The sequence below is a fragment of the Streptococcus sp. HMSC071D03 genome, from assembly GCF_001812125.1.
In the GTDB taxonomy this organism is placed as follows: domain Bacteria; phylum Bacillota; class Bacilli; order Lactobacillales; family Streptococcaceae; genus Streptococcus; species Streptococcus pseudopneumoniae_N.
Map to the genome: position 1 here is coordinate 7,233 of NZ_KV807810.1, position 778 is coordinate 8,010.

The 778-nt window shown below is 41.4% G+C and carries 1 protein-coding gene; it reads left to right on the forward strand.

The window, feature by feature from the left end; translation table 11 throughout:
• On the forward strand, positions 1-778 hold a 778-nt coding region (locus tag HMPREF2837_RS09520; RefSeq protein ID WP_148131867.1), incomplete at both ends, for a phage tail tip lysozyme.

Here is a 778-nt window from a genome sequence, read left to right on the forward strand (position 1 = left end):
TAACCAATAATCAGTTCGATAAAGTTGCTAAAGAACCAACTGCAGAAAATCTAGTTGGTAACTGGGGAGCCTTTCAAGCTATGTACCCTACCTTGCCTCTAAATGAAAGAGGTTATCTAGTCAACGGTTTGCACTATATCGGGATTGGGATTGGTCAATTTACTGGCCCTCGTGCTCTTGCATTGTGGAATTTTGCAAAATCTGTGAATGGAGATATTTGGTCTGCAGAAGTCCAAACAAAATTTCTTCTGGAGGAAGATGATCCAACTAGACGTGCAGCATTCAGAAGAATTGTAACCTCAACAGGCTCCGTAGAAGCTCTTACGGAGGACTTTTTGAACGCTTGGTTAGGAGTCCCAGGAAACAAGCTATTAGAACGGCAATCTGCAGCCCGTCAATGGTTGAATTTCTTAAAAAATAAAGGAGGAGGTTCGACAGGTGTTTCTAGCAAGCAAGTTCCATCAGAATATAAAGATAAGCTACCTTATGGTCTACCTACCGATCAAGCAATTCTAGAGGGACAAGGTTATCCAGGTAATGCCTATGCACTAGGAAATTGTACTTGGTATGTCTATAACCGTTTTGCTCAGATTGGAATAGGAATTTATCCGTATTTAGGAAATGCCAATCAATGGGTTGATAGTGGTCAAGCTCAAGGATATGAAATTTCAACGACTCCTAAACCAGGTTCTGCAGTTGTATTCATGAACGGTGTAGCTGGAGCATCACCAATCTATGGTCACCTTGGATTCTGTGAGTACGTTAATAGTGATGGTAG